Source organism: Tardiphaga sp. P9-11 (assembly GCF_008329525.1).
GTDB lineage: Bacteria > Pseudomonadota > Alphaproteobacteria > Rhizobiales > Xanthobacteraceae > Tardiphaga.
The window spans coordinates 38,776-55,420 of record NZ_NPKQ01000006.1 but is presented as its reverse complement, the minus strand read 5'-3'; the positions used below and the strand labels follow the sequence as shown (position 1 = coordinate 55,420).

The 16,645-nt window shown below is 62.6% G+C and carries 15 protein-coding genes and 1 pseudogene; 12 read left to right on the top strand and 4 right to left on the bottom strand.

Going from position 1 to position 16,645, the window contains the following annotated elements:
• Window positions 1-7 precede the first annotated feature (7 nt).
• The 8 genes and pseudogenes from CIW50_RS19775 (at window position 8) to CIW50_RS19740 (ending at window position 9,114) form a co-directional block, all read left to right on the top strand.
• Complete coding sequence (locus CIW50_RS19775; RefSeq protein ID WP_149532908.1) at window positions 8-610, top strand: LysE family translocator; 603 nt, start codon at window positions 8-10, stop codon at window positions 608-610.
• Window positions 611-764: 154 nt separating this feature from the next.
• Window positions 765-1,784 (top strand): ketol-acid reductoisomerase, encoded by a 1,020-nt coding sequence (ilvC, locus tag CIW50_RS19770; protein WP_089267877.1) that lies wholly within the window; start codon window positions 765-767, stop codon window positions 1,782-1,784.
• 89 nt (window positions 1,785-1,873) lie between these two features.
• Window positions 1,874-2,245 carry a lysozyme inhibitor LprI family protein gene (locus CIW50_RS19765; protein WP_246664374.1) on the top strand — a complete coding sequence of 124 codons (372 nt, stop codon included), beginning with the start codon at window positions 1,874-1,876 and terminating at the stop codon, window positions 2,243-2,245.
• A gap of 33 nt (window positions 2,246-2,278) precedes the next feature.
• A pseudogene (locus tag CIW50_RS19760) lies at window positions 2,279-3,128 on the top strand (SDR family NAD(P)-dependent oxidoreductase).
• Window positions 3,129-3,201: 73 nt separating this feature from the next.
• Entirely contained in the window at window positions 3,202-3,924 is a 723-nt protein-coding gene (locus CIW50_RS19755; protein ID WP_149532907.1) for a FadR/GntR family transcriptional regulator, read from the top strand.
• Between the two features lie 131 nt (window positions 3,925-4,055).
• Window positions 4,056-5,288, top strand: a complete 1,233-nt coding sequence (locus CIW50_RS19750) for an ABC transporter substrate-binding protein (protein WP_149533103.1) — start codon at window positions 4,056-4,058, stop codon at window positions 5,286-5,288.
• 159 nt (window positions 5,289-5,447) lie between these two features.
• Window positions 5,448-7,217, top strand: a complete 1,770-nt coding sequence (locus CIW50_RS19745) for a sulfatase-like hydrolase/transferase (protein ID WP_246664373.1) — start codon at window positions 5,448-5,450, stop codon at window positions 7,215-7,217.
• Between the two features lie 190 nt (window positions 7,218-7,407).
• Window positions 7,408-9,114, top strand: a complete 1,707-nt coding sequence (locus tag CIW50_RS19740) for a sulfatase-like hydrolase/transferase (protein ID WP_149533101.1) — start codon at window positions 7,408-7,410, stop codon at window positions 9,112-9,114.
• 71 nt (window positions 9,115-9,185) lie between these two features.
• On the opposite strand, the gene CIW50_RS19735 is transcribed toward CIW50_RS19740, so the two are convergent.
• Window positions 9,186-10,745 carry an ABC transporter permease/substrate-binding protein gene (locus tag CIW50_RS19735; protein WP_149532906.1) on the bottom strand — a complete coding sequence of 520 codons (1,560 nt, stop codon included), beginning with the start codon at window positions 10,743-10,745 and terminating at the stop codon, window positions 9,186-9,188.
• Entirely contained in the window at window positions 10,742-11,548 is an 807-nt protein-coding gene (locus tag CIW50_RS19730; RefSeq protein ID WP_149532905.1) for an ATP-binding cassette domain-containing protein, read from the bottom strand. The genes CIW50_RS19735 and CIW50_RS19730 overlap by 4 nt, the downstream gene beginning before the upstream one ends.
• A 137-nt stretch (window positions 11,549-11,685) precedes the next feature.
• Between CIW50_RS19730 and CIW50_RS19725 the strand changes: the two genes are divergently transcribed.
• On the top strand, window positions 11,686-12,492 hold the full coding sequence (locus CIW50_RS19725; protein ID WP_149533100.1) for an ABC transporter ATP-binding protein: 807 nt from the start codon (window positions 11,686-11,688) through the stop codon (window positions 12,490-12,492).
• On the top strand, window positions 12,489-13,277 hold the full coding sequence (locus CIW50_RS19720) for an ABC transporter permease (RefSeq protein ID WP_149532904.1): 789 nt from the start codon (window positions 12,489-12,491) through the stop codon (window positions 13,275-13,277). Before CIW50_RS19725 ends, CIW50_RS19720 begins: the two co-directional genes overlap by 4 nt.
• Here the strand turns inward: CIW50_RS19720 and CIW50_RS19715 are convergent.
• The gene (locus tag CIW50_RS19715; RefSeq protein ID WP_349636750.1) at window positions 13,274-13,888 is read right to left on the bottom strand and encodes a TetR/AcrR family transcriptional regulator; all 615 of its coding nucleotides are present in this window, start codon (window positions 13,886-13,888) and stop codon (window positions 13,274-13,276) included. The two genes, CIW50_RS19720 and CIW50_RS19715, sit on opposite strands and share 4 nt — an antisense overlap.
• A 119-nt stretch (window positions 13,889-14,007) precedes the next feature.
• Between CIW50_RS19715 and CIW50_RS19710 the strand changes: the two genes are divergently transcribed.
• Window positions 14,008-14,943 (top strand): DMT family transporter, encoded by a 936-nt coding sequence (locus CIW50_RS19710; protein WP_149532903.1) that lies wholly within the window; start codon window positions 14,008-14,010, stop codon window positions 14,941-14,943.
• Window positions 14,944-14,990: 47 nt separating this feature from the next.
• Here CIW50_RS19710 and CIW50_RS19705 read toward each other — a convergent pair whose 3' ends face one another.
• A complete protein-coding gene (locus CIW50_RS19705; protein WP_149532902.1) occupies window positions 14,991-15,452 on the bottom strand; it encodes a cupin domain-containing protein in 462 nt (153 codons plus the stop codon).
• Window positions 15,453-15,582: 130 nt separating this feature from the next.
• On the opposite strand from CIW50_RS19705, the gene CIW50_RS19700 reads away from it, so the two are divergent.
• The gene (locus tag CIW50_RS19700) at window positions 15,583-16,638 is read left to right on the top strand and encodes an ABC transporter substrate-binding protein (protein WP_149532901.1); all 1,056 of its coding nucleotides are present in this window, start codon (window positions 15,583-15,585) and stop codon (window positions 16,636-16,638) included.
• The last annotated feature ends 7 nt before the right edge of the window (window positions 16,639-16,645 follow it).

Below are 16,645 nucleotides of genomic sequence, written 5' to 3'. Positions count from 1 at the left end.
GGCAAACATGTCGCAGCAACTGTTCTACGCCTTTATCGTGTTCGCCATCGTGATGTTCTTCACGCCGGGGCCGAACAACATCATGCTGCTCGCGTCGGGGCTCAATTTCGGCTTTCGTCGTACGCTGCCGCATGTCTTCGGCGTCACCGTCGGCTTTGCCTTCATGGTCGCCGTCACTGGCCTCGGATTGGGGGTGGTCTTCACCTCCTATCCGGTGCTGCACACCATCCTGAAATATGCCGGCGCGGGGTATCTCGTCTATCTCGCCTTTGCGATCGGGATGTCCGGTCCGCCCAACCCGGGTGACGCCGAACGGCGACGGCCGATGACGTTTTTCGGCGCGGCGCTGTTTCAATGGGTCAACGTCAAGGGCTGGGTGATGGTGATCGGTACCATCACCGCCTATGCGGCGATTGCCAACTATCCCTGGAACATCCTGCTGCAGGTCAGCCTGTCGCTGCTGCTCGGGTTCGTGTCCTGCGTGACCTGGGTGCTGTGCGGCACCTCGCTGCAATCGCTGGTAAAATCGCCTGGCGCGGTCAGGGCTTTCAATATCGTTATGGGGCTGCTGTTGCTGGCCTCCCTGTATCCCGTGCTGGTCGAGCTATGAGCCCGACGCGCAGCGCAAAATCACCGTCGCGGGCTTGTCTCGCGGCACCCGTCGCCCTAGAAACCGGCGGCAATTCATGGTCTTCAGCCATTCGGCGGATGACCGGTTCGAACGGGCAGCTTTGAAATATAGTTGCTGAAGAGAGGAAATACCCATGCGAGTTTATTACGATCGCGACGCCGACCTGAACCTGATCAAGGGCAAGAAGGTCTGCATCGTCGGCTACGGCAGCCAGGGCCATGCCCATGCGCTGAACCTCAAGGACTCCGGCGTCAAGGACGTGGTCATTGCGCTGCGCAAGGGCTCGGCCACCGCGAAGAAGGCGGAAGCCGCCGGCTTCAAGGTGATGGAAGTCGCCGAGGCCGCCAAGTGGGCCGACCTGATGATGATGCTCACCCCCGACGAATTGCAGGGCGACATCTATCGCGACCACATGCACGACAACATGAAGAAGGGCGCTGCGCTCGTCTTCGCACACGGCCTCAACGTGCACTTCAACCTGCTCGATCCGCGCGAAGATCTCGACGTGCTGATGATCGCACCGAAGGGCCCGGGCCACACCGTGCGTTCGGAATATCAGCGCGGCGGCGGCGTGCCCTGCCTGATCGCGGTTCACAAGGACGTCTCGGGCAACGCCCATGACCTCGGCCTCAGCTATGCTTCGGCAGTGGGCGGCGGCCGCGCCGGCATCATCGAGACCTCGTTCAAGGAAGAGTGCGAGACCGACTTGTTCGGCGAGCAGGCTGTTCTCTGCGGCGGCACCGTCGAACTGATCCGTGCCGGTTTCGAGACGCTGGTGGAAGCAGGCTACGCGCCGGAAATGGCCTACTTCGAGTGCCTTCACGAACTGAAGCTGATCGTCGACCTGATCTACGAAGGCGGCATCGCCAACATGAACTACTCGATCTCCAACACCGCGGAATACGGCGAATACGTCACCGGCCCGCGCATCGTCACCTCGGAGACCAAGGCCGAGATGAAGCGCGTGCTCACCGACATTCAGTCCGGCAAGTTCGCGCGCGACTGGATGCTGGAAAACAAGGTCAACCAGGCCTCGTTCAAGGCAACCCGTCAGCGCAACAACGCGCATCCGATCGAGGAAGTGGGCGCCAAGCTCCGCGACATGATGCCGTGGATCAAGGAAAAGGCGCTGGTCGACAAGACCAAGAACTAAGCGCCACTTCAGACGCAGTTATCGACGGGACCGCGGCAACGCGGTCCCGTTTTTTATTGTATGGTCGTTGAGCCCAATCGGAGTTTGCCATGCGCGTCATCGTCGCTGCCGCCGTTTTCTCCTTACTGGCTTCCGCCGCCTACGCGGGTGATCAGGGTGATACCGAGAGGCTGTGCAACAGCGGGAACACGTTCGACATGGTCGAATGCCTCAAGGCCAAGACGGCGCAATGGGACAAGCGGTTGAATGTCGCCTATCAGCAGGCGTTAAAGGACGCGACGTCCGACAAGCAGCGCGGCCAGCTGCGCGATGCGCAGAGGCTATGGATCCAGTATCGCGACGCCAACTGCCTGTACTTCGGCCTCGGCGAAGGCACCATCGCACGGCTCGAGGCCGGGGAGTGCATGCGCCGCACCACCGAGGCGCGTGCTCGCGAGTTGGAAGACACCAGCAAGCAGTGACTGGCCGCTTGGCATATCACCTGGGAAACGATCATGCGATCCATCGTCATCACCGGCGTCTCCACGGGCATCGGCCATGCCACGGCGAAGCTTCTGCTCGCGCGCGGTTTTCGCGTGTTCGGCAGCGTGCGCAGGCCGGTCGATGCGGAGCGCTTGCAAGCTGAGTTCGGCGCGAACTTCGTCCCGCTGCTGTTCGATGTCACGGATGAGGCCGCTGTGTTGGCTGCCGCTGCGCAGGTACGCGCCGCGCAGAACGGCGAGACACTGGCGGGTCTCGTCAACAATGCCGGCGTCGCCGTCCCCGGCGCGCTGCTTGATCTGTCGGTCGACGAGTTTCGCCGGCAGATCGAGATCAATGTGATGGGCCCGGTGATCGTCACCAAGGGCCTTCGCGCCGCTGCTCGGTGCCGATCCCGCACTGGCGGGCACGTCCGGACGCATTGTGATGATGAGCTCGGTGTCCGGCCAGTTTGGCAATCCGCTGCTGTCGCCCTACAGCACGTCGAAATTCGCGCTGGAGGGACTGGCCGAGAGTCTGCGCCGCGAATTCATGCTGTTCGGCATCGACGTGCTGGTGATCGCGCCGGGGGCCGCGCGCACGCCGATCTGGGACAAGGCCGAGGCGATCGATATGGCGCGCTTCAATGCGTCGCCGTTTCTGCCGGCGCTAACGAAGCTGCGCGAGATGCTGATGAAGCTGGCGAAGAGCGGGTTGCCGCCCGAGCGGATCGCCGAACTGGTGTACCGGGCGCTGACCGCATCCCGCCCCAAGGCCCGCGTCGTGGCATCGCCGCAGCCGGTCCGGACATGGATCGCTGGCCGTCTGCCGCGACGCTGGCTGGATGCGATCATGACGAAGCAGTTGGGACTACAGCCAAAATAGCGGGGCCATTTGTCGCCTCGACAGCGCGGTCAAAATCGCTTAACTGGTCCTACCAGATTGGTAGGGTCAATCCATGCTTGCCGCGTTCAGTACCGAAACATCCGACGCCGTTCGGAAAACGCTCGAATTCGTCCGCCATCACCGGCTCGCGAAAGGCGACCGGCTGCCGTCGGAGCGCGATCTGTCGGAGCGGTTCGGGGTGACGCGCGGGTCCGTCCGCGAGGCGCTGGCGGTGCTCGATGCCATGCGCATCACCGAGCGGAAGCCCAAATCAGGCATCTATCTGCGCAACGCGCTGGAAGACAGCGGGCTCGATGCGCTGGTGCTGCAGGCCGACCTTGGCCTTCCATTCGATGCGCAGGTGACGCGCGACGTCACCGAGGCCAGAATCCTTTGCGAGGAACAGGCGTTCCGGCTGGCCTGCCAGCGCCGCACCGACGCCGATCTCGCGAAGCTGCATCAGCTGCTCGACACCTATGCGGCGCTCGTCGCCAATGGCAGCAACCTCGCTGATGAGGACGTCGCATTCCATCTCGCGGTTGTCGCGGCGAGCCAGAACCGTGTGCTGGTGCGCACGCTGACGCCGCTGATGCTGATGAGCACGGGCTGGCGGCGCCGCTATTTCGCCTCCGCGGAGATCCGCCAGCGCTCGCTCATTGATCACCGCGCCTTCGTCGCGGCGATCGCAGCGCGCGACGAAGCGACAGCCACGATGCTCGTGCATCGCCACGTGCAGACCGCCGCCGAAGACGTGCGGGCGCTGGCCGAGCAGGGCGCCGCCGACCGTACGGACTGAGGTTCACGAACAACAAACACACCTGACGAGCCGCTCAACAATCCCGACGAACGGGAAGGCTCGGTTCGAATACGGCAACGGCCGTAGCGGTAATCACCGCAAGCACTGGAAACGCAAAAGAAGGACGCATGATGCGTATGACGACAACTGCCATGACCGCGCTCGCGGTTGCGATTTCTGTGGCGGCGACCAGCCCGGTGCTGGCGCAGAAGAAATACGGCCCCGGCGCCAGCGACACCGAAATCAAGATCGGCAACACCGTGCCCTATAGCGGTCCGGCATCCGCTTACGGCATTCTCGGCAAGTCCTATGCGGCCTATTTCAAGAAGATCAATGACGAGGGCGGCCTCAATGGCCGCAAGATCGTCTTCATCAGCTATGACGACGCCTATTCGCCGCCCAAGACCGTGGAGCAGACGCGCAAGCTGGTCGAGAGCGACGAGGTGATGGCGATCGTCGGTAATGTCGGCACCGCCGCGAATGCCGCGATCCAGAAATACGTCAACGCCAAGAAGACGCCGCAACTGTTTCTGGCGACCGGCGCCACGCGCTGGAACGATCCGAAGCAGTTTCCGTGGACCATGGGCTGGCTGCCGAGCTATCACGCCGAAGCTGTGGCCTATGCGAAGTATCTCCTGAAGGAGAAGCCGGATGCCAAGATCGGCGTGCTCTATCAGAATGACGATTTCGGCAAGGATTATCTGAAGGGATTGAAGGAAGGTTTCGGCGACAAGGCGTCCTCGATGATCGTGATGGAGGCAAGCTATGAGGTTTCCGAGCCGACGATCGACTCGCAAATCGTCAAGTTGAAGTCCGCCGGCGTTGATACGCTGTTCTCCTTCGCTGTCGGCAAATTCGCCGCGCAGTCGATCAAGAAGGTCGCCGAACTTGGCTGGAAGCCGCTGCATATCGTGCCGAATGCAAGCTCGTCGCTGGGCAGCGTGATCCGTCCAGCGGGTTTCGAGAATGCGCAGAACGTTTTGTCGGCAACCTTCGCCAAGGATCCGACCGATCCGCAGTGGAAGGACGATCCGGGCATGAAGAAGTTCTACGCCTATGTCGAGAAGTACATTCCGGAGGGGAAGGCGATGGAGAGCACCGTGCTGTCCGGCTACAGCATCGCCCAGACCATGGTCGAGGCGCTGCGCCTGTGCGGCGATGACCTCACCCACGAAAACCTGATGAAGCAGGCCGCCAACCTCAGGAACGTGCAGCTCGACGGGCTGCTACCGGGCGTGACCGTCAACACCAGCCCGACCGATTTCTCGCCCATCGACCAGTTCCAGATGATGAGCTTCAAGGGCGAGCGCTGGCAGCGCTTCGGCGAGATCATCAAGGGCGAGACGCCGACCGCAGTGCGGTAGAGGCGAGGGATGACGACGGCAGGCGGCACCCGGACCGGCACCGCCTGCGTCGAAAGGTTCATTGTCCGTTCATGACGTCTGCAATACGGTTTTGTGACATTCCGCAGGGGTCCGGGCGCGGTGTGAGCCGGCTGGCCGTTGCCAGACAGGGCAGTTTTCTTGCCGGGTGTTCGCGGGCAAGCGATGCTGCCGTCGTCGATCTCAGTCTCTCCGGCACAAGCCGGCCGCCGCTTCAGGGAGCGATTGGCGGCGTCCTGGCAATATGTTCGGCAGCGGCCGCTGCGCACGGCGCTGATCGCTGCGATCCATGTACTCGCGATCTATGTTCTGGCCTCGGTCGAATACGGCCCGTTCGCCATGACGCTGGCTCTGTTGACCTTGGCCTTGCTCAATTTCCTATTCCTTGCGCTCTTCAAGCGGCCGGGCGTCAGTGCGATGCTGTCGCTGCTGCTGGTCACGGTGCTGATCGTGCTGTCGCAGTTCAAATTTGGCATCACGCAACTGACGCTGACCTTTCTGGATTTCCTGATCATCGATCGCGACACGATCTCGTTCCTGCATTCGATCTTCCCGCAACTGCGCACCTGGCTGCTGATCGCCGCCGCCGTCGCGCTGCCGATCCTGTGGCTGATCTGGCGCGCCGATCCGTTCCGCCTGCGTCGCCGCACGGCGCTGGCCTGTGCGGGCGTCTGCCTGGCGGGGATCGTCGGACTTTCGGCGGCCAATCCCGAAAAGCCGTGGGAGCCGTTCCAGGGCGTCAATCACATTTCCAATCTGGCGCGTTCGGGCGTCGTCTCGGTCTCGCATCTGACGGCGACAGGCTGGATCGAGGCGGATTCCAAGAGCCTCGTGAGCTCGGCGCTGGCATCGCCGATGACCACCTGCGAGCCCGACGTAAAGCGGCCGAACATCGTGATGGTGCTCGACGAGTCGTCCTTCGACATTTCGGCGGCGCCCGGCATCAAGGTGCCGGCCGGCTATCACGATAACTTCAAGTCGTCGGATGGGCAGCAGCGCGCGTTGATCACCGAGTCCAGCGGCGGCCCGACCTGGTACACCGAGTTCAACATCTTCACCGGGCTCTCTGCGCGCTCCTTCGGTGCCCTGAAATTCTATGTGACGCGCATCGCCGCCGGAAAGATCTCGCGCGGCCTGCCGCAGGCGCTGCAGAGCTGCGGCTACAAGACCTTCTCGCTCTATCCGACCTACGGCAATTTCCTCAGCGCCCGCAGCTTCCAAGAGGGTGCCGGCATCGACGGTTTCATCGACATGGCGGCGATGGGCGTCAACGAGGACATGCAGCCCGACAGGTTCTATTTCGATCAGGCTAGGGATCTCATCGCACGCGAGAGCAAGACCGACCAGCCGATCTTCGTGCTGGTTTATCTCACTGCCAATCATTTCCCGTGGACCTCGATTTATCGCGACGACCTGACGCCGGCCGGCTGGCAGGCGCCGGGCAATACGGCCGAGGTGGACGAATATATCCGCCGTCAGGCGATGACGGCTGCGGACTACAAGGCCTTTGTCGCGCAGCTGAAGAAGGATCATCCGACCGAGCCGTTCCTGCTGGTGCGGTTCGGCGATCACCAGCCGGCGATCGCGCAGAAACTGCTGGAGCCCGATCTGCCGCAGCGGCAGCTTGCCGACCGGATCATGACGCATGATGTCAGGTACTACGCGACCTACTACGCCATCGACGCGCTGAACTACCGACCCGAACAGGCATCGGCGCTGCCGGTGCTGGACGCCGCCTATCTGCCGCTCATGGTGCAAGAGGCCGCGCGCGTGCCGCTCGATCCGTCCTTTGTCGAGCAGAAGAAGATCATGCTTCGCTGCAAGGGCGTGTTCTACGGCTGCAAAAGCGGGGATGAAGCCAGCCGGTTCAATCGCTGGCTGATCGATGCAGGGCTGATCAAGGATCTCTGAGCCAGCCGGGCTGCAACGGGTGAGGGCGGGTGCCTGCCTGTTCCGGGGACCCCGTTCGAGCAATTTCATTGCTCGTTCATGACCAGTCCATTACAGTTTTATGACATACCGCAGTTTCCGGCTGCGACATGCGCCTTCTGGCCGTCGCCAGCCCAGGCCCGAGGCCTCGCCGGTGGTGTTGCGTGCCACCATGGCGCCTCCGCTCAATCCAGTACCCAGCGTCTCGACAACTGCTGTCGCCGCGCCGACCAGCGTGTGGCGGCTGTTGGCCGTGGCTGCGCCGCATTTCGGCGCGCTGCTGGTGATGGTTCAGACCGAGACCGATCTGGTCGGCCGGGTAGGCTTCGTGCTGGCCTGGGCCATCCTCAATTGCTTCTGGATTGCGCTGCTGCGCCGTCCCGCGCTTTCGGGAGCGCTGTCGCTGACCTTGGTCGTCATCCTCGTGCTGCTGTCGCGGCTGAAGCACGATGTGGTCCAGATGACCGCGAACTTCGTCGACCTGATGGTGATCGACCGCGACACCGCGGCCTTCCTGTTCACGATCTTTCCGAACCTGCGCTGGTCCGCCATTGGCGCCGCCGTGTTGGTGCTGCCGTTGATGTATGCGCTGTGGTGGCTCGATCCGTTCCGCATCCGGCGGATGCCGGCGCTGGCCGCGCTGATGGCCGGTCTTGCCGCATTGACTGGCTATGCGTTGGTCTGGCCCGATGAAGCCTGGCGCGGCTATTACGATGACGGCTATCTGTCGAAATTCGCGCGCTCGGGCGTCACCGCCGTGTCGGACTTCAGCAGCCACGGTTTCATGGAGTCCGACGCGGTCATCACCGAGCGGCTGAAGCTGCCGCTGGAGGATTCCTGCCATCCGGCGGGACGTCGTCCGCACATCATCATGGTGCATGACGAGTCGTCCTTCGACATCCGTCAGGCCGCCGGCGTGAAAACGCCGAAAGGCTATGGCAGTCACTTCAATTCATGGGATGGCAAGGCGCGCAAATTTCTCGCCGAGAGCAATGGCGGGCCGAGCTGGTTCACCGAATACAACGTACTGGCCGGACTCTCGTCGCGCTCGTTCGGGCCGTTCTCCTATTTCGTCACGCGTATTGCTTCGGGCCGCGTCGAGCGCGGATTGCCATTGGCGCTGCGCCGCTGCGGCTACAGCACGATCTCACTCTATCCGGCCTTCGGCGCCTTCATGAGCGCGCGCAGCTTCCAGACCACCACCGGCGTCGAGCGTTTTCTGGATGCCAAGGATCTCGGCGCGAAGGGCGTTGAGCCCGACAGCTTCTTCTACGATTCAGCGGCGCGCCTGATGGCCGAGCAGCCGCCGACCAATCCGCTGTTCATATTTGTCTATCTCGCCGCCAATCACTTTCCGTGGGAAACCAAATTCCGCCCCGACATGACGCCCGGCTGGCGCGCGCCCGGCAACGTGCCGGTGGTTGATGAATATCTGCGTCGGCAGGCCATGAGCGTCGATCACTACGGAGCCTTCGTCGCGAAGCTGAAGAAGCAGTTTCCAGCGCAGCCGTTCCTGATCGTACGTTATGGCGACCATCAGCCGGAATTCGCGCCGGGCATTCTCGATCCCAACATGGATGAAGCGGGCCTCGGCAAGAAGCTGCAGAGTTACGACCCGCGCTACTACGCGACCTATTACGCCATCGACGCGATCAATTTCGAACCGGTGAAGAGCGCGACGGTGATGGACACGATCGACGGGCCGTATCTGCCGCTGGTCATTCAGGAGGCCGCGGGCATTCCGCTTGACCCGTCCTTCGAGGAGCAGAAGAAGATCATGCTCCGCTGCAAGGGACTGTTTTACGCCTGCAAGGACGGCGCGGAAGCGCGACGGTTCAATCGCCTGTTGATCGATGCGGGGATGATCAAGAATTTGTAATGCGCTTCCTTCTCTTTCGCTCTCCCGCCTAGCGAAGCTTCGCTTCGCACGGGAAGAGGGGAAGAGAAGTGTTACTTCTTCCCGATCTTTTCCCACATCCACCGCGCCACGCTCTCCGGTGAACTCGTCGCATCGTTCCCGGCGGCGCGGAGATTGGCCTCGCGCATCAGCGGCAGATCGATCCTGCCGAGCAGCGGCTGCAACGCCGCACGCAGCGTCTCGTCGCCCGCACGCTTCGGCGCCAGCAGCATGATCGCGTCATAGGGCGGGATCGCGTGTTGGGGATCGTCCAGCACCACGAGATCGTATTTCGCGATCAGCCCGTCGCTGGTGTAGCCGGCGATGACGTCGACCTCGCCGGAGGCGACGGCGGCATACATGAAGTCCGGCTGCATCGTGCGCTGGGTCTTGAATGACAGGCCATAGGCCGTTTTAAGCCCGGCCCATTCCGGCCGCGAGAAGAATTCGTAGTCGCCGGCGATCGTCATGTTGCCGCTCAGCGCCGCGAGGTCGGCGGCGGTCTTGATCCCGAGCGCCTGCGCCTTCGCACGCGGCATCACAATCGCATAGGCATTGGCGAAACCGAGTTCACCGAACAGTGTGATGTTGGCTTTCGCCAGCGTCGTCTTCAGCTCGGTCAGCAGTTGTTCGCGCGGCAGGATCTCGCTGCGGTGAAACTGGTTGGCCCATAGCGTGCCGGAATAGTCGATGTAGACATCGATATCGCCCGAGGCCAGCGCATCGTAGATCACGCTGGAGCCGAGACCCTGCCGCGTAGTGGCAGGCAGGCCGACCGCCTGCAGCCGCTGCGACATCAGCGCGGCCAGGATGTATTGTTCGGTGAAGGTCTTGGCGCCGACCACGATACGTGTGCCGGAGTGAGCGAAGGACGGCGCCAGTGTCGCGATCACCAGCGCCGCGATACCGAGCACGCCGATCGCAGTCCGGACGCGGCTGCGCAGGCGGATGCCGGTCTCGATCAGCGCCAGCAATTGATCGACGGCCAGTGCAAGCACTGCCGCGGCGACGCAGCCGAAGATCACCAGAACCCAGTTCTGTGTCTGCAAGCCTGCAAAGATGTAGTTGCCGAGGCTGGTCTGGCCGATCGGCGTCGACAGCGTCGCGGTGCCGATGACCCACACTGCCGACGTGCGGATACCGGCCATGATGACGGGCAATGCCAGCGGCAGTTCGACCATGGTCAGCGATTGCCGCGGCGTCATGCCGACGCCTTGAGCCGCCTCGGTCAATGCTGGATCGACGCCATTCAATCCGGTGATGGTGTTGCGCAGCACCGGCAGCATCGAATAGAGCGCCAGCGCCAGTACAGCCGGCAGGAAGCCGAAGGCCGAGAAGCTGGCGCCGAGATATTGCAGCGACAGCGCCGCAAGCGCGAGCAGCAGCGGGTAGAACAGTGCCAGCAGTGCGAGGCCGGGGACCGTCTGCACGATGCTGGCGAGGCCGAGCAGGGCGCCGCGCAGCACCGGCCGGTGCCGTGCGACGATCGCCAGCGGCAGGCTCATGATGAGGCCGAGCGCCAGCGCTGCAAGGCTGACACGGACATGATTGCCGAGATAGTCCGGCAGATGCCCGAGCGCGTCGCTCCAGCGTGGATCGCTGAACAGGCTCATGGCGCGCTGCTGCGCGCTGCGTCGTCTTTCGGCAGCAACATTTGAAGTCGTTCAGCTTGCCGGCGCGGCGTACCCAGCAACTCGCCGACATAGGGATCGGTGCTTTCGGACAACTCAGTGGGCGTGCCTTCCGCGAGCAGTTTTCCGGAGCGCATCACCGCGATACGATCCGCGAGCAGGATCGCTTCCGTCATGTCATGGGTGATCATGATGGTGGTGAGGCCGAGGCCGCGATGCAGCGCGCGGTAGTCGTCGCCCAGCGCATCGCGGGTCAGCGGGTCGAGCGCGCCAAATGGTTCATCCATCAGCACGATGCGCGGTTTCGCGGCGAGAGCGCGTGCAACGCCCACGCGCTGGCGCTGGCCGCCGGAGAGTTCATGCGGTAAGCGATCGCGATGCTGCGTGCGATCGAGGCGCACGAGATCCAGCAGTTCATCGACACGTGCAGCGATCTCCCTGGGGGGCGTGCCGAGCAGTCTGGGCGTGATGCCGATATTGTCGGCGATGCTCATATGCGGAAACAACCCGCCACTCTGGAACACGTAGCCGATGCGCCGCCGCAGTTCGATGGGATCGACCTGCGCGACGTCCTCGCTGGCGATGATGATCTTGCCGCTGTTCGGCGCGATCAGCCGGTTGACCAGCCGCATCAGCGTGGTCTTGCCGGAGCCGGAGCCGCCCACGATCGCGAGGAACTCACCCTCCGTGACATCGAGCGAAACGTCATCGACGGCTTTGATAGCGCGGCCGTCGAAGCTCTTGCTTACATGCTGGAAGGCGATCAGGGGCGGGGCGGAGGTCATATCCCGGACTATCACAGCCGTGGCAACCCACCAAGCTCGGCCCAGACGTTGAATTGTCCGCCCTCCAGCGCTAAGCCAGTGCTGGAACAGAAACACTTTGGGGAACGCGCGTGCAGGCAGGTGAGGCCGCGACATCGATGGCGGTGGCGCTTGACGACGCGACGGTGGCGTTCGGTATTGCCGAGAACCGCGTCTATACGGCGGTGGAGCAGGCGACGCTCCGGGTCGCGGATGGCGAGTTTGTTGCCATTGTCGGGCCGACCGGCTGCGGCAAATCCACCTTGCTTAATGTCGCTGCCGGCCTGCTGGCGCCAGCCTCCGGTGCTGTCAGGATATTTGGTCAGTCGCTGGGCGGACTGAACGCACAGGCCGGTTACCTGTTTCAGGCCGATGCGCTGTTTCCCTGGAAGACTGCACTGGACAATGTCGCCATCGGGCTGGAGATCGCGGGCGTCACGCGAGACGAGGCGCGGGCGCGTGCGCAGGAGTGGTTGACCTCCGTCGGTCTCGGCGCCTTCGCCGGGCGCTATCCGCATATGCTGTCGGGCGGTCAGCGCAAGCGCGTCGGTCTTGCGCAGGTGCTGATCCGCAATCCGAAAATCCTGCTGATGGACGAGCCGTTCGGCCCGCTCGATGCGCAGACCCGGCAGATCATGGGCAATCTGCTGCTGGATCTGTGGACGAAAGATCGCAAGGCGGTGCTGTTCGTCACCCACGATCTCGAAGAGGCGATCGCGCTGGCCGACCGGGTCGTCATCATGTCGGCGGGGCCGGGCTCGCGCATCATCGGCGACTGGAAGGTGCCACTGTCGCGACCGCGCGATATTTTCGAAGTGCGGCTCGACAAGGAATTTCATGCGCTTCATCGCGAGATCTGGAGCGTGCTGAAGGACGAAGTGATGAAGGGCTATGCGCAGTCGGCTGGCATGGGAGCCGTGTCATGACGCGTCCTGTATTGCTGCTGTGTCAGGTGCTCGTCGCCGTGGTCGTCATCGGACTGTGGCACCTGCTCACCACCGTGCCGGTGTTGGGCCGCATTCTGCTGCCGCCGTTCTTCTTCTCAAATCCCTGGGATGTCGGCAGCCAGATCTACAGCTGGTTCGCCAGCGGGATCATCTGGAAGCATCTTGGCATCACGCTGCTCGAGTCGGTGCTGGCCTTTGTTATCGGCTCGACACTGGGTGTGCTGATCGGCTTCTGGTTCGCGCGCCAGCCGCGGCTGGCCGCGATATTCGATCCCTACGTGAAGATGGCCAATGCGCTGCCGCGCGTGGTGCTGGCGCCGATCTTTGCGCTGTGGCTCGGCCTCGGCATCTGGTCGAAAGTGGCGCTCGGCGTCACGCTGGTGTTCTTCATCGTATTCTTCAACGTCTATCAGGGGGTCAAGGAAGTCTCGCCGACGGTGCTTGCCAATGGCCGCATGCTGGGCATGAGCGAGCGGCAGTTGATGCGCCATGTTTTCTGGCCATCGGCGCTGTCGTGGATGTTCTCGTCGCTGCACACCGCGGTGGGCTTTGCCGTCGTCGGTGCGGTGGTCGGCGAATATCTCGGCTCGGCGGCGGGGCTGGGTTACGTGATCCAGCAGGCGGAGGGTACGTTCGATGTGGCCGGCGTCTTCGCGGGGATGTTCGTGCTTTCGGCCTTTGTGATCGTCATCGATATTTTCGTGTCGATAGTCGAGAAACGATTGCTGGTGTGGAAGCCCGATGCATCGAATTCACGCCACTAGGGCTGGTCGAGAAGCGCCGCGACCGGTTTGAGTATCCCGCGCAGGAGGTCTGGTTCCGGCCGGGCGCGGGCGAGCACGCGGATGCCGAGCAGGGTGCCGAGCAGGAGTTTGGCAAGATTGTCGGCCGACTGGGATTTTGTGATGGTACCGTCGCGCTGGCCGGCTTTCACGCAACGCAGGAAGAACCGTTCCATCTCCAACAGCACATCGGCAATCACGCGTCCGAGGCGTTTGTCATGGGGGGCCATTTCGACCGCCGAGTTGATCAGCATGCAGCCCTTGCGTCTGGAGTCATCGAGTGACCGCGCGATGATCTCGTCGAAGAAGGCGGTGATTGCCTGGCGCGGCTGAAGATGGTGTTCGATCCGCTCGACACGCGTGCCAAAATTCTGCGCTACGTAGCGATCGAGCGATTTCCTATATAGCGCGCGCTTGTCGCCGAAGGCATTGTACAGGCTGGCGCCGGTCATACCCATGGAATGTGCGAGATCACGTACCGACGTGGCCTCATAACCGCGCGACCAGAAGCACTGGATCGCTGCGTCGAGCACTTTCGTCTCGTCGAATTCCCTCGGCCTTGCCATCCGGCCCCCACATGCATCGACGTGCATATCAGCCACGTCGCCATCACGGCTTGAGTTATAGATCGAGTGATCTAAAACGCAATGGAGAGGCATTCAAGGCGCGGCTGAAAAGCTCCGGTGACCTCCGTGAATCGCGTGAACATGGCATGAGTATCAAGGTCATTCCCGCGCCGCAGGTTGCGGTCGCGTCCGGCAATCGCCAGCGGTTGTCAGGTTTTCTCTGGGCCGCCTTGTCGGTCGGCATCTTCTCTGGCTGGTTCGTGGTGACGCGCTTCAGCATGAGCCATGAATTGCGGATCTGGGACATCATGGCCCTGCGTTTCGGGATTGGCGCTATCCTGTTGTTGCCCTTTCTGTTTGGAGGAAAGACCCCGCTGCCGCCCGGTGCCTGGCGGGAAGGAATTCTGTTTGCTGTTCTGTGGGGCGCCCCGTTCGTGTTTCTGGTCGGCCTCGGTTTACAGATGACATCCGCGGCGGCAGCGGCGGCGATCTCGCCGGCCCTGATGCCGGTGTTTGCCGGGTTGATGGCATGGCCGCTGTTCGGCGAGCGGCCAAGCCGCTGGCGTCTGCTTGGCTATCTCGTGATCGTGCTGGGCCTCACGGCGCTGGTGGCCGGCCACGCGCGACTGCATGGCTGGCCTAGCCCGGCGGGTCTATCGCTGCTGATCGGCGCTGCGCTGACATGGGGTGTCTATAGTCTGCTGTTCCGTCGCAGCGGCCTCTCGCCATTGCAGGCCAGTGCGCTGATCTGCTTCTGGTCGGCGGTGTTCTACGTGCCAATCTATGTCGTGCTGGGCTGGTCGCGCCTGGATCTCGCATCGACGCAGGAGTTGATCTTCCAGGTTATCTATCAGGGCCTGATGATGAGCGTAGTCGCGACGATCGCCTACAACCGCGCCGTGACGGCACTGGGCGCGGCAGCGGCGGCCGCGATGATCGCGCTGTTACCGGTGATCGTCTCGTCGGTGGCGATTCCCGTACTCGGCGAAGTCCCGTCATGGCTCGAAGGCATCGCGATCGTCGTTATCGCGGCAGGTGTGATTTTCGCGGCACGGCCGGCGCCGGTGCCCGCGTCGCCTTAGGCGGCGCGAGCCTGACCAGCCGCTCTCGCGGCCGATGAGAGTATGCCTTATGGCAGGACCTTGGTATCGTCCGGTGCCTGCGGCGGGGTCTTGATGGCGATGGCGCGGAACGGCTTGCCGTCCGGCTTGGTGCCGCCATGGGGCGTGCCCTTCGGGATGATAATGAGGTCGCCGGCCTTGACCTGAACTTCCTTGTCACCCAGCCACACGGTGCCGGTGCCTTCCAGGATATACTGGATCTCGTTGGTGTTGGGATGCATGTGCTTCACTACATTGCCATCCTGTACCGAGATGGTCGCGCCGTCGGCGGCCATGAACATCTTGGAGCGGAAGCCGGTGGGTGATGCCGGGCCGAGCGCGTCACCGATGAGTTCGGGGACGTGCAGGACCTGTGCGGTGATGTTTTCCGCTGCCTGTGCCGGCGTGATGCCCTCGGGCACGAGATGCGTGATGAGACAACCGGCGGCGAAGGCTGCGGTGATCGAGAGTGTCGCAGTGATGCGCTTCATGAACGTTCCCCCTGGATGACAATGATTTGCCGCGCGGATGCTATGTCGCGGAATGTGCGTTGACCAGTGCCGGCTTTTCAACCGGCAGAGGCTCATCTATCCTCCGCGCCTGATCGCAGCGGAGGAAACAATGACAACGAACATAAAAACCGGCTTGAGCCGTTTATTCCTTGCACGTCTTTTTCTTGCGAGCCTTTTGTCACTGTTTCTCGTTCATCCCGCTGCAGCGCAAACCAAGGTGACCATCGCCATCGGCGGTGGGGCCTGCCTGTGCTATCTGCCGACCGTGCTGGCCAAGCAGCTCGGCGAATACGAGAAGGCGGGTCTCGCCGTCGAATTGGTCGATCTCAAGGGCGGCTCCGATGCGCTGAAGGCCGTGCTCGGCGGCAGCGCCGACGTGGTCTCTGGCTATTTCGATCATTGCGTCAATCTCGCCGCGAAGAAGCAGGAGCTGCAGTCCTTTGTGGTCTATGACCGCTATCCCGGTCTCGTGCTGGTGGTGTCGCCGAAGCACACCGGCAAGATCACGTCGATCAAGGATCTCGCAGGCAAGAAAGTCGGCGTCAGCGCGCCGGGCTCATCGACAGACTTCTTCCTGAAGTATCAGCTCAAGAAGAATGGTCTCGATCCGGCCGGCACGGCGGTGATCGGCGTTGGCCTCGGCGCGACCGCGGTGGCGGCGATGGAGCAGGGGCAGATCGAAGCCGCCGTGATGCTCGATCCTGCCGTCACCGTGCTGCAGGGCAGTCACAAAGATCTCACGATTCTCAGCGATACCCGAACGCAGAAAGACACGCTCGCGGTGTTCTCCGGCGAATATCCCGGCGGCGCGCTGTATTCGACGACGGCCTGGGTCAAGGGCCACGAGAGAGAAGTGCAGGGGCTGACCAACGCGATCATGAACACGCTGAAATGGATTCACAGCCATACGCCCGAAGAGATCATGGCGAAGATGCCCGAAGGTATCGTCGGCAAGGACAAGGAGCTCTATCTCGCGGCGCTGAAGAACACGCTCCCGATGTATTCGGAGACGGGGCTGATGGATCCGAAGGGTGCCGCTGCCGTGCTCGCCGTGTTCAGCGAAGGCTCGCCCGAGGTGGCCAAGGCCAATATCGATGTCAGCAAGACCTACACGAATAAGTATGTCGAGCAGTTCACCAAAACGATGGGGACGAATGCGAAGTAGGTTCTTC

Coding starts and splice junctions, on each gene's coding strand:
- CIW50_RS19775 (WP_149532908.1), top strand. CDS start 8: ATGTCGCAGCAACTGTTCTACGCCTTTATCGTGTTCGCCATCGTGATG.
- ilvC (WP_089267877.1), top strand. CDS start 765: ATGCGAGTTTATTACGATCGCGACGCCGACCTGAACCTGATCAAGGGC.
- CIW50_RS19765 (WP_246664374.1), top strand. CDS start 1,874: ATGCGCGTCATCGTCGCTGCCGCCGTTTTCTCCTTACTGGCTTCCGCC.
- CIW50_RS19755 (WP_149532907.1), top strand. CDS start 3,202: ATGCTTGCCGCGTTCAGTACCGAAACATCCGACGCCGTTCGGAAAACG.
- CIW50_RS19750 (WP_149533103.1), top strand. CDS start 4,056: ATGCGTATGACGACAACTGCCATGACCGCGCTCGCGGTTGCGATTTCT.
- CIW50_RS19740 (WP_149533101.1), top strand. CDS start 7,408: ATGGCGCCTCCGCTCAATCCAGTACCCAGCGTCTCGACAACTGCTGTC.
- CIW50_RS19735 (WP_149532906.1), bottom strand. CDS start 10,745: ATGAGCCTGTTCAGCGATCCACGCTGGAGCGACGCGCTCGGGCATCTG.
- CIW50_RS19730 (WP_149532905.1), bottom strand. CDS start 11,548: ATGACCTCCGCCCCGCCCCTGATCGCCTTCCAGCATGTAAGCAAGAGC.
- CIW50_RS19725 (WP_149533100.1), top strand. CDS start 11,686: ATGGCGGTGGCGCTTGACGACGCGACGGTGGCGTTCGGTATTGCCGAG.
- CIW50_RS19720 (WP_149532904.1), top strand. CDS start 12,489: ATGACGCGTCCTGTATTGCTGCTGTGTCAGGTGCTCGTCGCCGTGGTC.
- CIW50_RS19715 (WP_349636750.1), bottom strand. CDS start 13,888: ATGCACGTCGATGCATGTGGGGGCCGGATGGCAAGGCCGAGGGAATTC.
- CIW50_RS19710 (WP_149532903.1), top strand. CDS start 14,008: ATGAGTATCAAGGTCATTCCCGCGCCGCAGGTTGCGGTCGCGTCCGGC.
- CIW50_RS19705 (WP_149532902.1), bottom strand. CDS start 15,452: ATGAAGCGCATCACTGCGACACTCTCGATCACCGCAGCCTTCGCCGCC.
- CIW50_RS19700 (WP_149532901.1), top strand. CDS start 15,583: ATGACAACGAACATAAAAACCGGCTTGAGCCGTTTATTCCTTGCACGT.